Genomic DNA, 20,934 nt, shown 5'->3' with positions numbered 1-20,934 from the left:
GTCAATGCACCTCTTGCGGAATGGCGGGGCGGCGGGTGGGGCCGCCCGGGAAAACATCTTGGATGAAAGCGGCGATTTCGCGCGTAAATGCGTCGTTGGCGTCACCCGCAAGCATGTGCGTGGCACCGGCGACCTCCACGTGGCACGCGTGCGGTACCAGCCTGAGGAACTCGGCCACGGTATCGCGCGAGACCACGTCGCTGCGTTCGCCCGACAGCAGCAGGACCGGCACCTCCACGCGCGCGGCCGCCGCCAGCAGGCGTGGCTGGTAGCGCTCGCTTTCGCTTACCACCCCGGCGAGCAGGGCCGGGTCCCAGTGCCAACGCAGGCGACCGTCTGCCCCTTCGCGCAGCAGCGGCTTGAGCTGGTCTTCGCGCTTGCGCTCGCGTCGTTGCGGCAGATAGGCGGCGACCTGCGCTGAGGCCTCGGCGTAGTCGGCGAAGCCGTCGGGATGGGCCTGCATGAAAGCCAGGATGCGTTCGACGCCCGCCGTTTCCCAGCGCGGCGTGATGTCCACCAGGATCAGCGCGCGGAACGGCACCGGGCGCGCCTCACCCGCCAGCACCAGCCCCAGCAGGCCGCCCATCGAGGCGCCGATCAGCACCGGCGGCTCCGGTTGAGCCCGCGCCAGCGCCTGAAGGTCGCCGGCGAACTGGTCCATGTGGTAATCCCCGCCCGCGACGCGGCCGCTCTCGCCGTGGCCACGGCTGTCGAAGCTCACGCAGCGGTAGCCCCGGGCCGCCAGCACATCGGCAGCCCCGTTCCAGGCGCCGCGGGTCTGGCCGAAGCCGTGGGCGAACAGCAGCGTCGGCGCGCCACCGTCATGGCGTGTTTCAACCGCCAGGTCCAGGCCGTCGGGAGCGTAAAAGCGATCAACTGATACCATACGCAAGAGTATGGTTTGGCGACAGGGCGAGGTCAACTCCCGCCTCACGACTTCTGCAGGAGCCCGCTTGCGGGCGATGCCCTTTCGCCAAGGTTGGGTAAGGCATCACCCGCAACCAGGCTGCTACGAGAAGACGCCGCTGTCGCGCCCGCCTGTCGCCTGCCCTCCCACAGCGCTACCATGCGCTGATGAACGCCAGCAGCAAGCCCGAACGCACTCGCCTGTCCGCCGAGAACTGGGAAGACGCCGCCCTGGACCTGATCGCCGAACAGGGCGTCGGGGCGTTGGCGGTGGAGGCCCTGGCCCGCCGTCTGGGCGTGACCAAGGGCAGCTTCTACTGGCATTTCCGCACCCGCGAGGCGCTGCTGCAGGCGGCGCTGGAGCGCTGGGAACAGTACGGCGAGCGCGAGGTGATCGCGCAGATCGAGGCGATCGCCGATCCGCGCGAGCGGCTGCCCGAACTGTTCCGCCGCGTTGCTCACGAACTGCGTCCCCATCGCGTCTATGCGGCATTGCTCAAGGCACTGGATCACCCGCTGGTGGTGCCGGTGATGGCACGCGTGTCGCAGCGGCGCACCGAGTTCCTGGCCACCGCCTTCCGCGAGGCCGGCCTGCCCCCGCCGCAGGCGCTCAACCGCGCGCGGCTGACCTACGCCGCCTACGTCGGTTTCCTGCAACTCAATTTCACGCTGGGCCTGCCTCGCATCAGCCACGAGGACTTCGACGCCTACGTGGAACACATGATCGCGACATTGATTCCGGCCTGATAAGGCCTCGGGGGCCGGTTACGCGCGTCTGCGCGCGCCTTGTTGCTGCGCTCAACCTTGCAATACCAGTGCACGCAAACTAGCGTTCCGGAACCCTTTTTTCCTAAGACCTTGAAGAGGACATCATGGCCAGCAAGCTGGAAGCGCTCGAGCGCTGGGTGAACGAGGTGGCGGCGCGCACGCGGCCGGCGAAGATCCATTGGTGCGACGGCTCGGAGGCCGAGTACCAGCAGCTGGTGAAGGAGATGCTTGCCGACGGCACCCTGATCGAGCTCAACCAGGAAACCCACCCGGGCTGCTACCTGCACCGCTCCAACCCGTCCGACGTGGCGCGCGTGGAGCACCTGACCTTCGTCTGCCACAAGAACCAGGACGACGCCGGCCCGAACAACCACTGGATGGATCCGACCGAGGCGCACGCCAAGATCGATGCGCTGTTCGACGGCTGCATGGAGGGCCGCACCATGTACGTCATCCCGTACTGCATGGGCCCGATCGACTCGCCGCTGTCGCGTTGCGGCGTGGAAATCACCGACAGCCCGTACGTGGTCGCCAACATGCGCATCATGACGCGCATGGGCAAGGCCGCGCAGGAACGCATCGAGCGGGAGGGCTCGTTCGTGAAGGGCCTGCACTCGACCGGCGAGCTCGACCCCGAGCGCCGCTTCATCATGCACTTCCCCGAGGAGCGCACGATCAAGTCCTATGGCTCCGGCTACGGCGGCAACGCGCTGCTGGGCAAGAAGTGCCATGCGCTGCGCATCGCTTCGAACCAGGCCCGCGACGAGGGCTGGCTGGCCGAGCACATGCTGATCGTGGGCATCGAGAACCCGCAGGGCGACACGCACTACGTCGCCGCCGCCTTCCCCTCGGCCTGCGGCAAGACCAACCTGGCCATGCTCATTCCGCCGGAGGGCTACCGCAAGGACGGCTGGAAGGTGTGGACCGTGGGCGACGACATCTGCTGGATGCGCCCCGGCGCCGATGGCCGCCTGTACGCGATCAACCCTGAGGCCGGCTTCTTCGGCGTGGCGCCGGGCACGAGCACGTCGACCAATTCCAACGCGCTGCAGTCGATCTCGCGCAACACCATCTTCACCAACGTGGCCGTCACCGCCGACAACCAGCCCTGGTGGGAAGGCCTGCCCGGCACGCCGGTCACCGACTGGCAGGGCCGCCCCTACGATCCGGCCAACGGCCCGGCCGCGCACCCGAACTCGCGCTTCACCGTGAGCGCAAAGCAGTGCCCGACCTGGTCGGAGAAGGCCGAGGACGCGCAGGGCGTGCCGATCGATGCGATCGTCTTCGGCGGCCGCCGTCCCTCGCTGCTGCCGCTGGTGATGGAAGCGCGCGACTGGGCGCACGGCGTGCTGATGGGCGCGGCGATGGGCTCGGAAACCACCGCCGCGGCGACCGGCGCGGTCGGCGTGCTGCGTCGTGACTCGATGGCGATGAAGCCGTTCTGCGGGTACCACTACGGCGATTACTTCGCGCACTGGCTGTCGTTCGACAAGCCGGGCATGAAGCTGCCGAAGATCTTCCACGTCAACTGGTTCCGCAAGGGCAAGGACGGCAAGTTCCTGTGGCCGGGCTTCGGCGAGAACCTGCGCGTGCTGGAATGGATGATCAACCGCGCGGACGGCAAGGCCCGTGGCATGGAGACACCGATCGGCATCATCCCGGCCGAGGGCGAATTGAAGCTCGAAGGCCTGAACCTCCCGCGCGAAGCCACCAGCGAACTGCTGGACATCGATACCGCCGGCTGGCAGGCCGAGCTGGACGCGATCGGCGAGTACCTGGCCAGCTTCGGCTCGCGCATGCCCGAACGCCTGCACCAGGAACAGCAGCGCGTGGCCCGTGGGCTGTCCGCTGCCGAATCCGCGCCCCGCGCTGCCACGGCCTGAGTGCCTGGAGCCCCTCTCCGCAGGGAGAGGGGTGGGTGAAACACGCCTAGTTTTCCAGCCTGCCGCAAGCCAGCTCCCTCTCCCCTCCGGGGAGAGGATTGGGGTGAGGGGCCACCCTCGCCAGAGCGCTTGAATGGGCCACGGCAAAAAGCGCGGCCCGTCAGGCGAGCGCCTACCGCGACAATTGTCCGATCACCCCAGCCCACTCCCCGATGGCGAGAGGGAGCACAGGCATTAAACGCTCCGCCACTTCCGTGCATCCAAACTGGCAAGATGGAAGCCGCCTGCCTCGCCACTGGAAGCCCGATGCCGCCACCGCCTGTCGCGTGGTCCGACGCCGATGACGCGCGCGCCGCGGCCAGGGGCGATCGCCATGCGTTCCAGCGGCTGTACCGGCAGCATGTCGACCGTATCTACGGTGCGGTCTACCGGTTGGCCGGCTACGACCATGCGCGTGCCGAGGACCTGACCCAGGACGCTTTCGTGCGTGCCTGGCAGAAGCTGGCCGACTTCCGCCACGAGAGCGCCTTCGGTACCTGGCTGTACCGGCTGGCGGTGAACGTGGCGCTGATGGACATCCGTTCGCGCGGGGCGCAGCCGGTCGGTTTCGTCGGCGAGGAGGACCTGCCCGACCCTGGCGAAGTGCCCTTCTGCGCCGCCGAGCGGGAGGAACTGGAGCGCGCCATCGCCAAATTGCCGCCGCGCGCCCGCGCGGTCCTGGTGCTGCATGACGTGGAAGGCTGGCGCCACGAGGAGATCGCCGGCGAACTGGACATGGCCGTCGGTACGTCCAAGGCGCAATTGCACCGTGCACGCGGGCTGCTGCGCCGGATGCTCGAACCCGGAGAGTCGTCATGAACGAATTCGAATGGCGTCGACAGCTGCGCGAATTGCGCGCGCCAGTCGCACCGCGCCACGACCTGTGGACGCGGATCGACGCCGCGCTGGAACCGGCCGAACCGGTGCACGGCAGCTCGCGCCCGGGCTGGCTGCTCGCCGCCAGCTTCGCGGGGCTGAGCCTGCTCGCCGTGTCCCTGAGCCTGCGCCAGGGCGCGTTGCCCGATCACCCGCAGACCTCCGTCACCGCGTCGGCGCAGGCGCCGTGGAAGCCGGACGATCCGCGTCTGGCCGGTGCGGCGATCGAACTGGACGCCGCGCGCCTGGAACTGAGGCAGGCACTGGAACAGGCCCCCCATTCACCGGCACTGCAGCGACTGCTGTCGCGCACCCGCCAACAGCAATCGCGGCTGCGCCAGCTCGACCAGCAGGCAGGCTGAGCCATCCTTGAGGAGTCAACCCATGAAAACCGTACGCTACCTACCCCTGCTGCTCGCCCTGTGCATCGGCCAGGCGCTGGCCGACACGCCGATCAATCTGCGCCACCCGGCCAATGCCGACGCGCGCATCAGCGTGAGCAACGTCAAGGGCCAGGTCACCATCACCGCGTGGGATCGCAACGAGGTGCAGGTCACCGGTTCGCTTGGCGAGGGCGCCGCGCCGCTCGCGATCGACGGCGACAACGGTGACCTGGAGATCAAGGTCAAGCCCAGGGGCGACGGCTCCAAGGGCTGGTTCAACTGGAACGGCGACAACGCGATGGGCGATACCACGCTCGACCTGCACGTGCCCAAGGGCGCCACGCTGGACGTGGAAGTGGTCAGCGCGCCGCTGGGCATCGACGGCATGGACGGTGGCGAGCTTTCGGTCAATTCGGTCAGCGGCCGCGTGCGGATCAATGCCCGCACGCCCGACCTGTCGGTTCAGAGCGTGAGCGGCACCGTGCAGCAGTCCGGCCATGCCGAGCGTGCCGACCTGCAGACGGTGAGCGGCGACATCCTCGCCCCCTCGCTGGGCAACCAGGCGGACCTGCAGACGGTCTCCGGCCGCATCCAGGCCAGCGGTGGGCCGTGGAAGAAATTCAACCTGAGCACGGTTTCCGGCGACGTGCAGCTCAGCGGCGGCCTCGCCGAGCACGGCAGCATCGACGTTGACAGCATGAGCGGCGACGTGCAGATCCAGGTGCCCTCGAACCTGTCCGCCTCGATCCACGCCAGCAGCTTCAGTGGCGACCTGCGGAGCGACTTCGGCCAGGCCATCGAACACGATCACGGCCCGGGCAGCGAACTCAACGTCGAAGTGGGCGGTAGCAAGGGCCGCATCCACGTGGAAACCTTTAGCGGCGACCTGCGCATCCGCAAGAAGGATTGAGGGCCGCGCTCCAGGTTGGTGTGGATCGGGCGCCTCATGTCGGGGTGGATCTTGGCCGGCGCGGAATGCAGCGCCAGGTCGATACCACGGGACAAGCAACCAAACAAAAAGGCCGTCGCATGCGACGGCCTTTTTTTAGTCGAAGGTGGCTTACAGGTCCTGGTGGTACTGCACGTACGGTGTGCGCGACTGATCGGGTTCGGGGCCCGCGGGCGTAGGCACCGAGGTTCCGGAGGACCACAGGTTCTGCGCGCCGATGCTCAGTTCGCCCTGCCACGGCAGCCGCAGGGTGACGCCAAGGTCGATGCTGCTCCACCGTTTGTCGCCGTAGTAGCCGCCCGGCAGCGTCGGCTGCATGGTGCGACCGACCAGCGTGCCGCTCAGCGGACCGTGGTCGACGCCGAAGGTCAGCGCCTTCTGATCCAGCGAATTGACGCCCAGTTCGTTGCCCGGCAGCAGGCGGATGCGGCCCACGCTGGCCCCCAGGTCGATACCGCTCTGTCCGCCGACCGCCACACGGCCGCGCGCATTGAGCTGGGCGCTGCTGTCGAAGTCGGGCAGTCCGTTCACGCCGGGCGTGGCGCCCGGCAGGACGCGCGGCAGGCGCTGGTCGGGTGTGCTGTCGGCGCCCACGCTCACGCCCAGGGTGTAACGGCCGAGGTTGTAGGTGGCACCGACCTCGCTGCCGACCACCCGCGCGCTGCGGGATGTCCCGTTGTGCTCGCTGACGCCGGCGTGGATCTGCAGGTGCGGATCCAGTCCGTACTGCAGGTCGGTCGACGTCACGCTGCCGATATCGGTCGCGGGGAACGACAGCGGCGCATCGGCACGCTGGCTCGAACCGACCGACTGCGCGCCCGCCTTGAGCATGAGCATGCGGCCATCGCGGTCGCGCACGACGACCCCGGAATCGGTTGCCTGGCCGGTCGCCGGACCCACCAACGGCTGCGCCAGGGCATGCCGATTGGCGTCCAGCGACTGCCCTGCCGCGGCGAGCGGCATCAGCAAAGTCAGCAGGGGCAACAGGCGGCGCATAAGTCGTTGTAAGCAGTCGGAAGGTGGCAGGCAGACGTATGCCATTGGTTGGGGGCAAGTATAGCCCCTTTACGTTTAACTAACACCCTGTCAGGCGGGGAGGCCTCTCAAACGGTGAACCCAGGCACATATCCCTTGAGCATGGACCCTGACGTGAAAAGAGGGTTCCCCGAACATGAAAATCAGGCAAAACGAACCTCCGACAACGCGCCGCGCACGATATAGTCACGCCACGGCCCAGCACGGAACCTGAGAACCTCCATGAACCCGGCTCCTCCCACCCGCGAGGCCGCGGCCTTCCCGGCCGACCGGGAAGTCTTGCATCGCGCGGTCGAGCGGCTGTTCGGGGCGCCGGACGCCGGCAGCGTGGCGGCCGTCTGTGAAACCCTGCTGTCGGACTGGCACGTGCGTGCGCGCCTGGGTTGGCGGCCGTTGGGTGTCGAGGAGCCCCCCTTCGCCGCGGGTCGGATGGAGCTTGCCGAGGACCCGCAGGGGCTGCGTGTGCTGGTGCTGGAACCGGAATCGCCCCTCTCCGAGCCCTTGCGCGAGCGCCTTGCCTGGTTTGGTCGACTGGCCGGTACCCGGATGCGTCAGCAAGCCGAGACTGCGCGGCTGTACGAGGCCATTTCCCGTCTGGCACTGGCCGAACGACTGCAGCGCGCGTTGTTCGCGATCGCCGAACAGGCGGGGACCGAACGCAACATGGGCGAGATGATGCGCTCGCTGCACGCCATCGTCGGCAGCCTGATGTATGCGGAAAATTTCTACATCGTGCTGTACGACGAGAGCACCGACAGCGTGCGCTTCCCGTATTACGCCGACGCCGCCGACCGCGACCCGCCCTCGCCCGAACGCAGCGTGCCGCTGTCCGACCTGGAACACAGCCTGACCTGGAACCTGCTCAAGAGCGGTCGCGCCATGATGGGCTCGATCGAGGAGCTCAACCGCACCGTGCCCGACCGCCTGGTGCTGATCGGCCCGGACTGCGAACACTGGCTGGGCGTGCCGCTGCTGCGCGAGGCCAAGGTGGTTGGCGGCATCGTGATCCAGAGCTACCGCGCCGACACCCAGTACACCACGCAGGACCGGGAGCTGCTCTGCTACGTGGCCCAGCACGTGCAGGCCGCGCTGGAGAAGCGCCAGGCGCAGGCCGAACTCGAGCGGCGCGTGGCCGACCGTACCGCCGCCCTGCGCGAGGCCAATCGTGTGCTGCGCCAGCAGGTGCTGCAGCGCCAGCGCGGCGAGCGGCTGCAGGCAGCGCTGTTCCGTATTGCCGAACTGGCGAGCACTTCCGAGGGCCTCGATACCTTCTATTCGGCCGTGCACCGGGTGATCGGCGGGCTCCTGTACGCACGCAACTTCTATATCGCGCTGGTCGACGAGGACAGCGGACAGCTGACCTTCCCCTATTCGGTCGACGAGGTGGACAACGTGCCGGCGCCGCGCCTGCACGGCCGCGGCGCCACCGAATACGTGCTCCGCCACGGCAAGCCGCTGCTGGCCGACTCCGCCGAACTGGAACGGCTGACCGCGCTGGGCGAGATCCAGCGCCAGGGCACCCATTCGCTGTGCTGGCTGGGCGTACCGCTGGTGTGGGGCGAGAAGGTGATGGGCGTGCTGGCGGTGCAGAGCTACACGCCCGAGCACACCTACAACGAGCGTGACCAGGAACTGCTCACCTTCGTCAGCTACCACATCGCCAACGCCCTGCAGCGCAAGCACACGGCCGAATCGCTGAAGCAGGCCTACGCCGGGCTGGAGCGCCGCGTCACCGAGCGCACCCGCGCGCTGGCGCTGGCCAACCGCGACCTGCGCGAGCAGATCGCCGAGCGCGAGCGGGTCGAGCGCCGCCTCAAGTACGAAACCCTGCACGACTCGCTCACCGGCCTGCCCAACCGCACGCTGCTGTTGCAGCGCATGGAACAGGCGCTGGAACGCTATCGCGGCGAACCGGACGAAGGTGGCTTCGCCGTGCTGTTCATCGACCTGGATCGCTTCAAGGTCATCAACGATTCGGTCGGCCACCTGGTCGGCGACGACCTGCTGTTCCAGGTTGGCGGGCGCATCCGCGCGTGCCTGAAGACCCGCGACGTGGTCGCGCGCCTGGGCGGCGACGAGTTCGCCGTGCTGCTGGAGGGCATTGCCGACCCGGCGACCGCGGTGGCGGTCGCCGAACGTGTCATCGGTGAACTGCAGGTGCCGTTCCGCCTGGGCGCCAAGGAAATCTTCACCTCCGCCTCGATCGGGGTGGCCCTGCCGGGCCCGCACTACCAGAAACCGGAAGAGCTACTGCGCGACGCCGACGCGGCGATGTATCGCGCCAAGGACGAAGGCCGCCACCGCGCGGCGGTGTTCGACGACCGCCTGCGCCGCGAGGCGCTCTCGCTGCTGGAACTGGAAAGCGATCTGCGCCGCGGCCTGGCGCGCAACGAATTCGTGCCGTTCTACCAGCCCATCGTGGCACTGGAAGACGGCCATGTGGTGGGCTACGAGGCACTGCTGCGGTGGCATCACCCGGACCGCGGGCTGCTCGCCCCGGGCGAGTTCCTGGTGATCGCCGAGGAAGCCGGTTGCGCCGAGAGCATCGACTGGCAGATCTTCGAGCAGGTCTGCGTGCAGGCGCCGGCGCTGTTGGGCAAGGACGGCTTCGTCAGCATCAACGTGTCCGGCCGTCACTTCCGCTTGCCGGATCTGGACGCCCGCCTGCTCGCCCTGCTCGCCGAGCACAGCCTGCCGCCGCGACAGGTCCGCATCGAGGTCACCGAGCGCGCGCTGCTGGATAACCCGGCGCAGGTCAAACGCATCCTGGAGAACATGCGCAGCCGCGGCGTGCGGGTGGCGCTGGACGATTTCGGTACCGGCTACTCCTCGCTGAGCTACCTGCACCAGTACCCGTTCGAGACGCTGAAGATCGACCGCTCCTTCATCACGGAGCTGCCGCGCGAGGGGGATGGCCAGGGCCTGGCCGTGGTGCGTGCGATCCAGGTGCTGGCCGACTCGCTGAACATGCTGGTGATCGCCGAGGGCATCGAGGAAGAACACCAGCGTCAGGCGCTGATGCGCGTCGGCTGCCGCTACGGTCAGGGCTTCCTGTTCGCCCGCCCGCAGCCGATCAGCGTGTGGTTGCCGGCCGATCCGACGCCGGCCGTGGCGTGACGGCCCGGATGGCTCCGTAGGGTGGGCTTCAGCCCACCGCAGGCTGCGGCGATGGTGGGCTGAAGCCCACCCTACGGGCTTACGGCAGCGTGTGCACGCCCCATGTGCGTTGTCGCTGCGCCCCGTCCGCGTGTCATTGCCCGCCGCAGCGTGACGGGCATAGGGCGACGCAGGAGCTTAAGCCCACGCTGGAGCCCCTCCTCCAGCCCCTACTGCGACGTCGTCGACGTATCCGCGCCCACTCCGCCGCTCAGCACATGCTCGGCATCGATGCGGTCGAAGGTATAGCGCTGCGCACAGAACTCGCAGATCACCTCGATCTCGCCATCGCGCGCCGCCAGCGCGGCTTCCACCTCGTCGCGCCCCAGCGAGCGCAACATTGACTCCACCCGCTCGCGCGAGCAACTGCAGCCGAACGCCAGCGGACGCGGTTCGAACATCCGCACGGTTTCCTCGTGGTAGAGGCGGTACAGCAGCTGTTCGGGCGCAGTGGCCAGCATTTCCTCGCGGCCGAGCGTGCCCGTCAGGTGCAGGACGCGACTCCAGGCATCCTCGTCCTCGACGGCATCATGGCCACCCTCGCCGGGCAGCTTCTGCAGCATCAGCCCGACCGCATGCTCGCCGTCGGCCGCCAGCAACAGGCGCGCCGGCAGCTGCTCGGACAGGCGAAAGTAGTTTTCCAGTGCACCGGGCAATTCCGACTGGCTGAGCTCGACCAGGCCCTGGTAGCGCTGGCCGCGCTCGGCGTGACCGATCGTGATGGCCATGACCGCCCCGGGCAACGCGGACAGGTCCAACGGCTCGGGCAGCGGATCATTCCACCGCGCCAGGCCGCGCAAGCGCCCCTGATCGCTGCATTCGGTGAACAGCAGGCGCAACGCACCGCTGCTCTTGAGCTCGATCGACAGCGCGCCCTCCAGCTTGATGTTGCCGGTCAGCAGCGCGCTGGCGACCAGACTCTCGCCCAGGAGCTCCCGCAGCGGCGCCGGGTAGTCCGAGCGCCCGGCGACCTCGCGCCAGGCGGCGCCCAGCCGCACCAGCACGCCACGCACGCCGGCACGTTCCAGCACGAAGCGATGCAGCACGTCCTCGACAAGCACGGTTTCCACAGAAGTGACCTCGACACGGGGAATCGATTCAGATGGGGACGGCGCCGGCACGGAACAATAGGCCGCTTATACTTTCGTCGGATCGCAACCGAAGGTCGACGCCAAGACGATGCCACCACTGCGCACCGCCCTCCGCCGCCTGCTGCGGCCACTCGCCATTCTGGTGGTCTCCTGGCTGGCGCTGTCCTGGCTGGTGGTGCTGGTGCTGCGCTTCGTGCCACCGTGGACCTCGGCGGTCATGATGGAGCGTCGCATCGACGCCTTGTTGCACGACGAGCCCGATTTCAGGTTGCGCCAGCACTGGGTCCCGTGGGGGCGCGTGTCGGGGTACGTGCCGCTCGCCATGGTCGCCAGCGAAGACCAGAAATTTCCGTTCCACCATGGTTTCGACCTCGAACAGATCCAGGATGCGCTGGACGACGCCGACGACGGCAAGCGGCTGCGCGGCGCCAGTACGATCAGCCAGCAGGTCGCCAAGAACCTGTTTCTGTGGAATGGCCGCAGCTTCATGCGCAAGGGGCTGGAGGCGTATTACACCGTGCTGATCGAGCTGACCTGGCCCAAGCGGCGCATCCTCGAGGTATACATGAACATCGCCGAGCTCGGCGACGGCATCTACGGCGTGGGAGCGGCGAGCGAGGCCTACTTCCATGTGCCACCGGCGCGACTCGGGCCGGCGCAGGCCGCGCGCCTGGCCGCCGTATTGCCCAGCCCGCGCCGCCTGCATGCCGACCGCCCCAGCGCCTACGTCCAGCGCCGCACGCAATGGATCCTGCGACAGATGCAGCACCTGGGTGGCCCCGGTTACCTGGACGCCAACCATCCCCCGCGCGTGCGGCGAGGACATTGACCCATGAGCGAACTGACCGTCGTCGTCCCCGCCTACAACGAGGCGGCCGTGCTCGACGCCTTCCACCAGCGCCTGTGCGCCGTGCTCGACTCGTTGGCGCTGGACAGCGCCGTGCTCTACGTCGACGACGGCAGCACCGACGGCACCTGGCCGGCGATCGAAGCGCTGCGGGTGGGGGATCGGCGCGTGCGCGCGCTCAAGCTCTCGCGCAATTTCGGCAAGGAAGCCGCGCTCACGGCGGGACTGGACCACGTCACCCGGGGCGCGGCCGTGGTGATCGACGCCGACCTGCAGGACCCGCCCGAACTGATCCCCGAGCTTGTCGCGCAATGGCGCGCCGGCTTCGACGTGGTCTACGCCACCCGCAGCGCGCGCGCCGGCGAAACGCGGTTGAAGCGTCTCACCGCCGCCGGCTTCTACCGCGCCATGGAGCGGCTCTCCGATACCCCGCTGCCGCGCGACACCGGCGACTTCCGCCTGCTTTCGCGCCGCGCGCTGGATGCACTGGCGACACTGCGCGAGCGTCAGCGCTTCATGAAAGGCCTGTTCGCCTGGATCGGCTACCGCCAGACCGCCGTGCGCTACCAGCGCGAGCCACGCCACAGCGGTCGGACCAAGTGGAACTACTGGCGCCTGACCCAGCTGGCGATCGAGGGCATCACCTCGTTCTCCAGCGCGCCGTTGCGGCTGGCCACCTGGGTCGGCCTGGGCTCCTCGGTGCTGGCTTTCGTCTATGGGCTGTGGGTGCTGACCAAGGCGCTGATCTGGGGTGACGCGGTGCGCGGCTACCCGACGCTGATGCTGGTGATCCTGTTCCTCGGTGGCGTGCAGTTGCTGGCGCTGGGCGTGATCGGCGAGTACCTCGGCCGCAGCTACGCCGAAAGCAAGCAGCGCCCGCTGTACTTCGTGGAAGAAGAACACCTGTAAGGCCCGTTCCACGCCACCGGCCGGCATCTACACACCCTGCCGACGCCGCGGCGCTAGACTCCGACGCAGGCCGAAGAGGAGCACCGGGCATGCGTCAGGTAAGGCATCTTCTGCAAAGCAAGGGCAGCGACGTCTATGCGATCGCACCCGAGGCGCCCGTACTGGACGCCATCCGGCAGATGGCCGAGCGCCGCGTCGGCGCACTGGTGGTGATGAAGGACGCCGCGCTATCGGGCATCGTTTCCGAGCGCGACTACGCTCGCAAGGTGATCCTGCAGGGGCGCTCCTCCGCGCAGACCGCGGTGGCCGACATCATGAGCAGCGAGCCGCTCACCATCTCGCCCGAGACGGACGTGTTCGACTGCATGCGCCTGTGCACCGAACGACGCGTGCGCCACCTGCCTGTGGTCGAGGACGGGCGCGTGGTCGGGGTGATCTCGATCGGCGACCTGGTCAAGGCCGTGATCGATGCGCAGGCCGAACAGATCGAGCAGCTGCAGCGCTACATCACCAGCTGACGCATGGTCTTCGCAGGGTGGGCTTAGCCCACCTTGCAGGGTGCGAGGTGGTGAGCTGAAGCCACCCTACGCTTGCGGACCCTGCTCAGTCCCGGGCCAGGTCCGGCGATCGCCCGGCACGTCGCGCGACCCACGCCGACATCGACGCCACGCCCGCGCCGATCAGCCCCATGCCGCCCACGCCCACCCCCAGCCAGGCCAGCAGGCTCACGCCACTGGTCACCAGCACGTCGCCAAAGCGCCACACGGCCGTCTCGACGAAGTTCTTGCCCTTGTAGCGCGTCTCACGCGGCACGCGGGTGTACAGCGCGTCGACCGCCGGCTTGGTCATGCCGTAGGCAAAGCCGCGCGTAGTCACCAGCATCACAGCCAGTAACGGCACGGCCAGGCCCAGCACGCGCACGTCGCCCGGGCCGAATACGGCGACCATCAGCAGCAGGCCGATGTTGACCAGGGCGGGTACCACCAGGCCCCAGCCGGCACCGAAGCGGACCAGCAGCCAGCGGGTGAGCGTCAACTGCAGCAGCGCGCCCAGTGCGTTGGTGACCAGGTCCAGGTCGTTGTAGAAGGCGGTGCGCGCCACCCGATCAACGAAGTGTGCCTTGGCGTAGTCCGCCATCAACGCATACGCCAACGTGCCGATGCCATCGCCCAGCAACATCAGCATGGCCATGTAGCGCAGGAACGGCCGTGACCACAGCTCACTCAGTCCGGCCCACAGCGAACCACCGGTCCCCTGCGCCGCGCGGCCGTCGCCCGCCTGTTCATCGCGCGCGGACAATCGCAGCAGCAGCAGCAGCGCCAATCCGAGCGTCACTGCCGACACTGCCAGCAAGGGAGCAACGCCCAGTACATGCACCAGCAGCCGGGTCAGCAGCGGACCGAAGACCGCCCCGCCCATACCGCCCAACGCGATCAGCGGAAACACGCGGCGCGCCTGCCGACTGGCGAAGACGTCCGCCATGAAGCTCCAGAACAGCGACACCACAAACAGGTTGAACACGCTGCCCCACACGTAGAACACCACGCCCAGCAGGCGCGCACCGATGCGGTCCTGCACCACGAATGCGGGCACGAAGGCGAGCAGGCAGGCAATGAAAAAGCTGTAGCTCCACGCCAGCAGCCGCCGCCGGGAAACGTTTGCCACCAGCCAGCCGAACACCGGCGTCAGCAGCATGATCACGGCGAAGACCGCCCCGTAGAACAGCGGCAACGACTGCGACCCGACTGCGCCGCCCAGCTGATCGCGCACGGGCCGGATCATGTAGTAGCCAGCCATCACCAGGAAAAAGGCCAGCGTGGAGAGGATCAGGCCGCTGCGCTCGTCGGCGCGGGCGTTGTGGCGCAGGCTCACGGAGAGTCCAGCCTTGTGGGGAACGCCAGAGCCTAGCATGCGCGACCCGCTCGGCTGTCTCCCGCGGCACGCGGTGCCCGCGCAAGCGGGCGATCGGCTGAACACCAACAGCCTGGCGCCTGTCTCTCCACGTTGTAGAGCTGGCCCGCGTGTCCCACAATCGAAGGCATTGCGCCTCCCCGGGCCTCTTTTTCTTCACCTATTCCAAGGCTTCGCCGGACTCTTCCAGGCATGCAGCTTCGTACGCTTCCCTTGCTGATCGCCGCCCTGCTCGGCGCAGCGACGATCCCCGCACCGGCCCGCGCCTCCACGCCAGTTTCACCCTCCGCCACCGCCCCTGCCGCCGACTCCGGCGCGCAGTCGCTGCCACCGGCACGGGTGGAGGCCACACTGCAGGCGTACAAGCAATGGCTCGGCAAGCTCGACCAGCGTGATGCCGTGGCCGGGTTGGCCACCGCGGTCGTGGTGAACGACAAGGTCGTCTTCGAGGGCACCATCGGCTACGCCAACGCCGCCGACAAGGAACCGGTCAAGCCCGATACCGTGTTCCGTCTGGCCTCGCTGTCCAAGGCGTTCGCCACCGGCCTTACCGCCATCCTGGTGCAGGACGGCAAACTGGCCTGGAACACGCGGCTGGTCAACGTGCTGCCCTTCTTCAAACTCAAGAACGTGCCCGATACGCAGCGCGCGACCGTCGCCGACATCCTTGGCCAGCGACTGGGCCTGCCGCGCAACACCTACGACAACATGCTCGAGGACGATGTCCCGTACGAGGAGCTGGTGCGCAAACTCGACCAGGTCGACATGGCCTGCGGCGTGGGCAAGTGCTACGGCTACCAGAACGTCGCCTTCAGCCTGATCGGCGACGTGGTGTACGCGATGACGGGCAACTTCTTCTACAAGCTGGTGGACCGGCGCATCTTCCTGCCGCTGGGTATGACCACCGCCAGCTACGGACGCGCGGGATTGGAATCGAGCGAGAGCTGGGCTCGCCCACACCGGCGCACGCGGCGCGGATGGGTGCCCTTCGAGCCGAAGGAAAACTACTACCGGGTCGCGCCGGCGGCGGGCGTCAACGCCAGCCTGCGCGACATGGAGAAGTGGCTGATCGCGCAGATGGGCGGGCGCCCGGACGTGCTCTCCCCCGCGACGCTGGAAGCGCTGCATGCACCGGGCGTGCGCACGCCAAGCGAGCTCCATTCCTCGCCCTGGCGCAACGGCCGCGTCACCTCGGCGGCCTATGCGCTGGGCTGGCGCGTATTCACCTATGGCGGCGAAACGCTGGTCTACCACGCAGGCGCGGTGGAGGGCTACCGCACCATGATCGGCTTCTTCCCCAAGTACCACACCGGCGTGGTGACGATGTGGAACGCCGGCGTCCCCACACCTTCAGGCCTGATGCCGATGGTGTTCGACAGCCTGCTTGGTCTGCCGCACGTGGACTGGGCCGGGCTGGAGAAAAGCGTTCCGGACCATCCGCGCACCCGGACCCACGCGCGACGTCACCGTCGCCACTAGATCGCTCGGGCTCCGATTCCACAGGCGTCCGCGGCGGAGCTCACGCCCGCCGGCGGAAGTCGCGAGTCGATCCATTGCATTTGCGCCGCGCAAAAAAAAGCGGCGCCAGGCGCCGCCTTTCTTCGCAAGCCTTGGCCTTCGCCTCAGAGCTTGAACTCGATCTTCTTCTGCATCTTCGCTTCCACCGGCGTGCCATTGCGCGTGGCGGGCTTGTACTTCCAGCGCTCGACTGCGTTGACCGCCTCGCGGTCGAACAGGTGACGCGGCTGGGCGTCGACGACCTGCACGCCACTGACATTGCCTTCGGTATCAACCGTGTAGCCCACCAGCACCCAGCCTTGCGTGCGCGCGCGTTGTGCCTGGGTCGGGAAGCGCGGCTGGACGTACTTGGTCATCACCGGGTCGGTGGTCACCACCCGCTGGGGTACCGGATTGGGTTCGGCAGTGGCCGGCGCATTGGCGGCCGCGACCTCGGTCTGCGGCTTCTGCTCGGCCGGCTGTGCCTTCTGCTGGGCCGCCAGCTTCTCGGCCGCGGCCTTGTCCGCCGCGGCCTTGTCGGCGGCCAGTTGCTGCTGGCGCTGCTGCTCGAGCGCCTGCTGCTGCTCCTTGTCCAGCAGCTTGCGCTGCGCGTCGAGCTTGGAGCGGAGGATGGTCAGCGTGTAGTTGGCCGGGTCCGCCTTGGCGAGCAGATCGATCTCGCGCTGGGCTTCGCCGAAGTCACGCCCGTTGATGGCCTGCTCGGCGCCGCTGGCGGCGAACGGGAAGGTCTCGCGCAGGGCATCGGTGGCCACCGGGTTGCCCGGCTGTTTCTCCAGCGCCTTGAGATAGAACTCGAACGCGTTGTTGCCAGCCGGCGCAAGCACGCGATGGTCGTTCATCGCCTTGCGCGCTTCGGCAAGCAACTGGTTCAAGTCCATCGCCTCGACATTGGCGGGCGGCGCCACGGCAATCTTGTCGGTCGAAACCGGCGTGGACGGATGTCCGCCGCCATCCTGCATGACCAGTTCCTGGTGCGGCTGCAGGATGAGGAACCAGCTGGCCACGGCCAGCAGGATGAAAATGGCGATAACGGCGATCAACGTGGGCCGGGCGGCCCCGCGCGCATGCGCGCGCATAGAACTGGTACGGGTATCCATGGGACGTTCACCATAGGCTGGCATGAGATACCCGCGCTTTTTCCCCCTGTAGGAGCGGCCGTCCCCCTGGACGTGCGCGGCGCGAGTACGCACAAGTTACCGCCAATGTGCCATTGCGGCAAATACTTGGGCGATCGGCAGACCCACCTGTTTCGGGGGCCCGGAAACGAAGCGTCCCGGCCATGGCCGGGACGAATCGCTCTTCGAAGTACCCTCCCCGCGCTGGGCACCGCAGGGAGAGAAAGTCGATACCGCTTGTTGGTCTTTTTAGAGAGCTTACTTCTTGGCCTTGGTGGCCTTGGCGGTCTTGGTGGCCTTCACCACCTTGGCCGGTGCAGCCTTCTTGGCGGCCGGCTTCTTGGCGGCAACCTTCTTCACGGCAACTTTCTTGACGGCAGCCTTCTTGGCGGCGGCCGGCTTCTTGGCGGCAGCCTTCTTCGGGGCGGCCTTCTTGGCAGCGACCTTCTTGGTCGCCGGCTTCTTGGCGACCGGCTTCTTCGCGGTAGCCTTCTTCACGGCGGTCTTCTTGGCGGGCGCCTTTTTGGCGGCCGGTTTCTTCGCAGCGGTTTTCTTGGCAGTGGCCATTCGTCTCAGCTCCTCATCAGTTGGCAGTGGTTGCCCAGTAAAAGCGTGCAGGAACGCCTCCACCAGCAGGTCGCTGTTGGTGGCGTGCCGAAGATTGTTCACTTGACGGCGCGTGCGCTCGTCGGAAAGCAGACGCAGGACATGCAGCGGGATCGACACGGTGATCTTGCGCACCGCGCCGGCCTTCTCGCCGTGGTCGATATACGGCGTTATGAATTTCGATGCTGCCATGTGGACCCGTTCCCCTGATCTGAAGCGAAAGCTATTCCTGAAGATTTCAACTGTCAATTGATTTCGACCAGAAAATTCAACCGGTCAAAAGCCCCTCCGGGAGCCCGCAAAGGGCCGCGCGGCAAGGGTTGGCGGATTAACGAAGGTATTATCAATTGGACGTATAGACGTCCATAAGCAAACCACACAAAAACCGCCCTTGCCGCGCAAAGCCTTGCCCCACAAGGGTTTGAGGCACATGCGCCACTATCGCCGAGCTGGTGCTCCGCGCGCCATCCCGTCTCGCGGGACACGTCCTGCGAGATGGGATGGGAGCCTTCATTCGAATGAATGGGAGTCGACCAGCGGCACGATCGATGGTGATCGCGGATCGTCCCTGGCGCCGCCCGGCCCTCCCTTGTCCGGAGGAAAGAAGAGCCGGCAGGTCGATCGTGCGCCGTCGATGCGGCGCACGATCTTCAGACCATCAGTGGTCCTCGTTCTCGATCTGCTCGGCGTAGGCGTCGGCGTCGAGCAGTTCATCCAGCTCGGCGCGATCGGAGATGCGCACGGCGAAAATCCAGCCGTCGCCGAAGGCGTCTTCGTTGATCGTCTCGGGCTTGTCGTTGAGCAGCTCGTTGACCTCGACGATCTCGCCCGATACCGGCGAATAGATGTCCGAAGCAGCCTTCACCGATTCGACCACCGCCGTGCCCGTGCCGGCCTGCACGCTGGCGCCGATCTCCGGCAGCTCCACGTACACCAGGTCGCCGAGCTGGCCCTGCGCGTGGTCGGAGATGCCCACGCGCACCACGCCGTTGTCTTCGACGCGGGCCCATTCGTGGGATTTGAGGAACTTCAGGTCGCCGGGAATCTCGCTCATGGTCAGGTCCAGTCGTTGCGTGGGAATGGAGCGGCGATTCTAGCCGCTCGGGCGGGAACTCTATTAAAGAAATGGCGGGTGTGAATCAGATGCCTTCGCAGGGCTTGCCGTCACGCACGAACGGATATTTCACCATGCGCACCGGCACCTCGCGGCCGCGGATGTCCACCCGCACGTCGCCCGGATTGCCGGCCGGGATACGCGCGAAGGCCACCGCCTTGTCCAGCGTGGGCGCAAAGCTGCCGGAAAGGATCTCGCCCTCGCCGTTGGCGGTAAGCACCTTCTGGCCGTGGCGCAGCACGCCCTTCTCGTCCAGCACCAGGCCAACCATCACCCGCGGCACGCCCGCGGCCTTCTGTGTTTCCAGCGCCTTGCGGCCGATGAAGTCGCGCCCTTCGTCCAGCGCGATCGTCCAGCCCAGGTTGGCTTCCCACGGGGACACCGTTTCATCCATGTCCTGGCCATAGAGGTTCATGCCCGCTTCCAGGCGCAGCGTGTCGCGCGCGCCCAGGCCGGCCGGCTTGACGCCCGCGTCGGCCAGCGCCTGCCACAGGGCGATCGCCTGTTCGACCGGCACGATGATCTCGAAGCCGTCTTCACCGGTGTAGCCGGTGCGCGCGATGAACAGCGGCATGCCGTGCGGCCCCTGCGCGGCGGCGGCGGCGAAACGGCCAAGCTTCTCGATGCGCGGACGGTCGACCTCGTGCAGCAGGCCGATCACTTTCGCGCGCGCGTTGGGGCCCTGCACCGCGATCATCGCGAAGTCGGGACGCTCCTTCACTTCCACATCGAAGGCCCTGGCCTGCTGTTCGATCCACGCCAGATCCTTGGCGCGCGTGGCGGCGTTCACCACCAGCCGGAAGTGCGCCTCATCGAAGAAGTACACGATCAGGTCATCGATCACGCCGCCCTGCTCGTTGAGCATGCACGAGTACAGGGCCTTGCCCTGCACCTTGAGCTTGTCGACGCTGTTGGCGAGCAGATAGCGCAGGAACTCGCGTGTGCGCGGTCCGTGAAGGTCCACCACGGTCATGTGCGAGACGTCGAACATGCCGGCGTCGCGGCGCACCGCGTGGTGCTCCTCGATCTGCGAGCCGTAGTTGATCGGCATGTCCCATCCGCCGAAATCGACCATGCGGGCGCCCGCCGCGCGGTGGGTGTCGTTGAGTACGGTCTTCTCGGTCATCGCACGGGCACCTTGGGGAAAGCAAGGATTATCGCCGGCGCCCCGGTGCAAGCCAAGGTGCCAACGCTCTGTGCGCGACCGCAGGGCGCCAGGTCGCGCACAGGGTGCGCTCCTACAGGATCCGGCGGAAGGTGAGGTTGATGCGTGGCGCTTGTCCCTGCGCCGTGCGCGGCAGCGCATGCTGGTAGAGGCGCTGGGTTGCGCCGGCCATGCGCAGCAGGCTGCCGTGCGGCAGCTCCAGTTCCAGCATGGCGCGCCCGCGAGCCGCCTTCGACCGGAAGGTGAAACGACGTGCCGCACCCAGGCTGATCGAAGCGATCACCGGTGCCGGACCGAGTTCGGGCTCGTCGTCACTGTGCCAGCCCATCGCGTCGCGACCGTCGCGGTAGAGGTTGGCAAGCACGCTGTTGAAGGTGCTGCCGCAGGCCCGCTGCAGGCGCGGGCGCATCGCGGCCAGTGCAGGCGGCCACGGATGCGGTTCGAAGCGCGTGCGCGAATAGACGTAGCTGGCGCCCGGGTCGCCGATCCAGCAGCTCAGACGCGGCGAAGCGACCTCGCGGCCGAACATCCGGATGACGTGGATTTCCCAGGACACCGATTCGAGCAGCTCGACGAAAAGCGCATCCGCCTCGACCGGCGGCAACCAGTCCGCCCAGAGCGCGAGCTCGGCGCCCTCCAGCGCGAGCGACTGCCAGCCCACGC

Annotated in this window: 19 protein-coding genes; 10 read left to right on the top strand and 9 right to left on the bottom strand. The window is 67.5% G+C overall.

From position 1 onward, the window contains the following. Position 1: 1 nt before the first annotated feature. On the bottom strand, positions 2–886 hold the full coding sequence (locus tag J7I44_RS14390; RefSeq protein WP_209622318.1) for an alpha/beta fold hydrolase: 885 nt from the start codon (positions 884–886) through the stop codon (positions 2–4). Positions 887–1,074: 188 nt separating this feature from the next. Here J7I44_RS14390 and J7I44_RS14385 point away from each other — a divergent pair, with 188 nt between their 5' ends. The 5 genes from J7I44_RS14385 (at position 1,075) to J7I44_RS14365 (ending at position 5,765) form a co-directional block, all read left to right on the top strand. Next, the gene (locus J7I44_RS14385) at positions 1,075–1,653 is read left to right on the top strand and encodes a TetR/AcrR family transcriptional regulator (protein ID WP_209622315.1); all 579 of its coding nucleotides are present in this window, start codon (positions 1,075–1,077) and stop codon (positions 1,651–1,653) included. Positions 1,654–1,778: 125 nt separating this feature from the next. After that, entirely contained in the window at positions 1,779–3,557 is a 1,779-nt protein-coding gene (locus J7I44_RS14380; RefSeq protein ID WP_209622312.1) for a phosphoenolpyruvate carboxykinase (GTP), read from the top strand. A gap of 306 nt (positions 3,558–3,863) precedes the next feature. Then, on the top strand, positions 3,864–4,415 hold the full coding sequence (locus J7I44_RS14375; RefSeq protein ID WP_209622310.1) for an RNA polymerase sigma factor: 552 nt from the start codon (positions 3,864–3,866) through the stop codon (positions 4,413–4,415). Then, positions 4,412–4,834: a hypothetical protein gene (locus J7I44_RS14370; protein ID WP_209622308.1), complete on the top strand. Its 423-nt coding sequence runs from the start codon at positions 4,412–4,414 to the stop codon at positions 4,832–4,834. Before J7I44_RS14375 ends, J7I44_RS14370 begins: the two co-directional genes overlap by 4 nt. Positions 4,835–4,856: 22 nt before the next feature. Further along, complete coding sequence (locus tag J7I44_RS14365) at positions 4,857–5,765, top strand: DUF4097 family beta strand repeat-containing protein (protein ID WP_209622305.1); 909 nt, start codon at positions 4,857–4,859, stop codon at positions 5,763–5,765. A gap of 150 nt (positions 5,766–5,915) precedes the next feature. Here J7I44_RS14365 and J7I44_RS14360 read toward each other — a convergent pair whose 3' ends face one another. Continuing rightward, positions 5,916–6,788 carry a hypothetical protein gene (locus tag J7I44_RS14360; RefSeq protein ID WP_209622302.1) on the bottom strand — a complete coding sequence of 291 codons (873 nt, stop codon included), beginning with the start codon at positions 6,786–6,788 and terminating at the stop codon, positions 5,916–5,918. Positions 6,789–7,061: 273 nt separating this feature from the next. On the opposite strand from J7I44_RS14360, the gene J7I44_RS14355 reads away from it, so the two are divergent. After that, positions 7,062–9,956, top strand: a complete 2,895-nt coding sequence (locus J7I44_RS14355) for a bifunctional diguanylate cyclase/phosphodiesterase (protein ID WP_209622299.1) — start codon at positions 7,062–7,064, stop codon at positions 9,954–9,956. Positions 9,957–10,165: 209 nt separating this feature from the next. Here the strand turns inward: J7I44_RS14355 and hslO are convergent, their stop codons facing one another. Continuing rightward, positions 10,166–11,065 (bottom strand): Hsp33 family molecular chaperone HslO, encoded by a 900-nt coding sequence (gene hslO, locus J7I44_RS14350; protein WP_209622296.1) that lies wholly within the window; start codon positions 11,063–11,065, stop codon positions 10,166–10,168. Between the two features lie 109 nt (positions 11,066–11,174). Between hslO and mtgA the strand changes: the two genes are divergently transcribed. The 3 genes from mtgA to J7I44_RS14335 all read left to right on the top strand — a co-directional run bounded on the left by mtgA (position 11,175) and on the right by J7I44_RS14335 (position 13,360). Then, positions 11,175–11,915: a monofunctional biosynthetic peptidoglycan transglycosylase gene (gene mtgA, locus J7I44_RS14345; protein ID WP_209622293.1), complete on the top strand. Its 741-nt coding sequence runs from the start codon at positions 11,175–11,177 to the stop codon at positions 11,913–11,915. 3 nt (positions 11,916–11,918) lie between these two features. Then, positions 11,919–12,842 carry a glycosyltransferase family 2 protein gene (locus J7I44_RS14340; protein ID WP_209622290.1) on the top strand — a complete coding sequence of 308 codons (924 nt, stop codon included), beginning with the start codon at positions 11,919–11,921 and terminating at the stop codon, positions 12,840–12,842. A gap of 89 nt (positions 12,843–12,931) precedes the next feature. Further along, positions 12,932–13,360 carry a CBS domain-containing protein gene (locus J7I44_RS14335; protein ID WP_209622287.1) on the top strand — a complete coding sequence of 143 codons (429 nt, stop codon included), beginning with the start codon at positions 12,932–12,934 and terminating at the stop codon, positions 13,358–13,360. Between the two features lie 85 nt (positions 13,361–13,445). Here J7I44_RS14335 and J7I44_RS14330 read toward each other — a convergent pair whose 3' ends face one another. After that, on the bottom strand, positions 13,446–14,669 hold the full coding sequence (locus tag J7I44_RS14330) for an NTP/NDP exchange transporter (protein WP_342451991.1): 1,224 nt from the start codon (positions 14,667–14,669) through the stop codon (positions 13,446–13,448). A 276-nt stretch (positions 14,670–14,945) separates the two neighbouring features. Between J7I44_RS14330 and J7I44_RS14325 the strand changes: the two genes are divergently transcribed. Continuing rightward, a complete protein-coding gene (locus J7I44_RS14325) occupies positions 14,946–16,232 on the top strand; it encodes a serine hydrolase domain-containing protein (protein ID WP_209622282.1) in 1,287 nt (428 codons plus the stop codon). A 143-nt stretch (positions 16,233–16,375) separates the two neighbouring features. Here the strand turns inward: J7I44_RS14325 and J7I44_RS14320 are convergent, their stop codons facing one another. The 5 genes from J7I44_RS14320 to J7I44_RS14300 form a co-directional block, all read right to left on the bottom strand. Beyond that, entirely contained in the window at positions 16,376–17,368 is a 993-nt protein-coding gene (locus J7I44_RS14320; protein ID WP_209622279.1) for an energy transducer TonB, read from the bottom strand. Positions 17,369–17,644: 276 nt separating this feature from the next. Next, positions 17,645–18,184, bottom strand: a complete 540-nt coding sequence (metJ, locus tag J7I44_RS16940) for a met regulon transcriptional regulator MetJ (protein ID WP_209622277.1) — start codon at positions 18,182–18,184, stop codon at positions 17,645–17,647. A 466-nt stretch (positions 18,185–18,650) separates the two neighbouring features. Beyond that, entirely contained in the window at positions 18,651–19,046 is a 396-nt protein-coding gene (gene gcvH / locus J7I44_RS14310; protein WP_209622274.1) for a glycine cleavage system protein GcvH, read from the bottom strand. An 85-nt stretch (positions 19,047–19,131) separates the two neighbouring features. Continuing rightward, entirely contained in the window at positions 19,132–20,232 is a 1,101-nt protein-coding gene (gene gcvT, locus J7I44_RS14305) for a glycine cleavage system aminomethyltransferase GcvT (RefSeq protein ID WP_209622271.1), read from the bottom strand. A 112-nt stretch (positions 20,233–20,344) separates the two neighbouring features. Next, positions 20,345–20,932 carry an alpha-ketoglutarate-dependent dioxygenase AlkB family protein gene (locus J7I44_RS14300; protein ID WP_209622268.1) on the bottom strand — a complete coding sequence of 196 codons (588 nt, stop codon included), beginning with the start codon at positions 20,930–20,932 and terminating at the stop codon, positions 20,345–20,347. Positions 20,933–20,934: the final 2 nt, after the last annotated feature.

The sequence above is a fragment of the Frateuria flava genome, assembly GCF_017837635.1.
Classification (GTDB): domain Bacteria; phylum Pseudomonadota; class Gammaproteobacteria; order Xanthomonadales; family Rhodanobacteraceae; genus Frateuria_A; species Frateuria_A flava.
This window is presented reverse-complemented; position numbering and strand designations above follow the sequence as displayed.

Excerpts from the sequence above, each read along its gene's own strand:
- J7I44_RS14365 (WP_209622305.1), top strand. The coding sequence starts at position 4,857 with ATGAAAACCGTACGCTACCTACCCCTGCTGCTCGCCCTGTGCATCGGC.
- J7I44_RS14385 (WP_209622315.1), top strand. The coding sequence starts at position 1,075 with ATGAACGCCAGCAGCAAGCCCGAACGCACTCGCCTGTCCGCCGAGAAC.
- J7I44_RS14375 (WP_209622310.1), top strand. The coding sequence starts at position 3,864 with ATGCCGCCACCGCCTGTCGCGTGGTCCGACGCCGATGACGCGCGCGCC.
- gcvH (WP_209622274.1), bottom strand. The coding sequence starts at position 19,046 with ATGAGCGAGATTCCCGGCGACCTGAAGTTCCTCAAATCCCACGAATGG.
- J7I44_RS14340 (WP_209622290.1), top strand. The coding sequence starts at position 11,919 with ATGAGCGAACTGACCGTCGTCGTCCCCGCCTACAACGAGGCGGCCGTG.
- J7I44_RS14325 (WP_209622282.1), top strand. The coding sequence starts at position 14,946 with ATGCAGCTTCGTACGCTTCCCTTGCTGATCGCCGCCCTGCTCGGCGCA.
- mtgA (WP_209622293.1), top strand. The coding sequence starts at position 11,175 with ATGCCACCACTGCGCACCGCCCTCCGCCGCCTGCTGCGGCCACTCGCC.
- J7I44_RS14355 (WP_209622299.1), top strand. The coding sequence starts at position 7,062 with ATGAACCCGGCTCCTCCCACCCGCGAGGCCGCGGCCTTCCCGGCCGAC.
- J7I44_RS14390 (WP_209622318.1), bottom strand. The coding sequence starts at position 886 with ATGGTATCAGTTGATCGCTTTTACGCTCCCGACGGCCTGGACCTGGCG.
- J7I44_RS14320 (WP_209622279.1), bottom strand. The coding sequence starts at position 17,368 with ATGGATACCCGTACCAGTTCTATGCGCGCGCATGCGCGCGGGGCCGCC.
- J7I44_RS14370 (WP_209622308.1), top strand. The coding sequence starts at position 4,412 with ATGAACGAATTCGAATGGCGTCGACAGCTGCGCGAATTGCGCGCGCCA.
- metJ (WP_209622277.1), bottom strand. The coding sequence starts at position 18,184 with ATGGCAGCATCGAAATTCATAACGCCGTATATCGACCACGGCGAGAAG.
- gcvT (WP_209622271.1), bottom strand. The coding sequence starts at position 20,232 with ATGACCGAGAAGACCGTACTCAACGACACCCACCGCGCGGCGGGCGCC.
- J7I44_RS14380 (WP_209622312.1), top strand. The coding sequence starts at position 1,779 with ATGGCCAGCAAGCTGGAAGCGCTCGAGCGCTGGGTGAACGAGGTGGCG.
- J7I44_RS14335 (WP_209622287.1), top strand. The coding sequence starts at position 12,932 with ATGCGTCAGGTAAGGCATCTTCTGCAAAGCAAGGGCAGCGACGTCTAT.